This is a genomic window from Arthrobacter sp. SPT-J7 (assembly GCF_059089965.1).
In genome coordinates, this window is sequence record NZ_JBNHFF010000558.1 from 1 (window position 1) to 498 (window position 498).

The window sequence follows — 498 nt, forward strand, 5'->3', positions numbered from 1 at the left end:
CAGATGCCTCCACGCCGACAGCTTCCGACGCTTCCGGGACGGTACGGGGACGGCGCATCATCGCGGCAATGCGGGCGCGCAGTTCCCTGGGGCGGAAGGGCTTCGTAAGGTAGTCGTCGGCGCCGGATTCAAGCCCGATGAGGGTATCAAGCTCTTCGGTGCGGGCCGTCAGCATCACGATATAGGCGTCCGAAAACTCGCGGATTTGGCGGGAAACCTCAAAACCGTCGATGTCCGGCAAGCCAAGGTCCAGGGTGATGACATCCGGATTGAGGGTCTTCGCAGTGAGGACTCCTTCGGCACCACTGCTGGCCACGGTCACGTCAAAGCCTGCCTGGGTCAGCACAGTGCGAACCAGTTCCCGAATGTCGTGGTCATCCTCGATGACCAGTCCGACACGTGCATCACTCATGGTGCCCCCTCAGCAGCCAACGTCAGAAGTATAGCTGGCTGCGGATATCCTGCTGATATGGCCTCGCACACCTTGTCCCGTAAGTT

General features: G+C 60.6%; 1 protein-coding gene. It reads right to left on the minus strand.

The features are described from left to right. On the minus strand, positions 1–412 hold a 412-nt coding region (locus AC5RWX_RS34255; RefSeq protein WP_494100571.1), incomplete at its 3' end, for a response regulator transcription factor. Between the last annotated feature and the right edge of the window lie 86 nt (positions 413–498).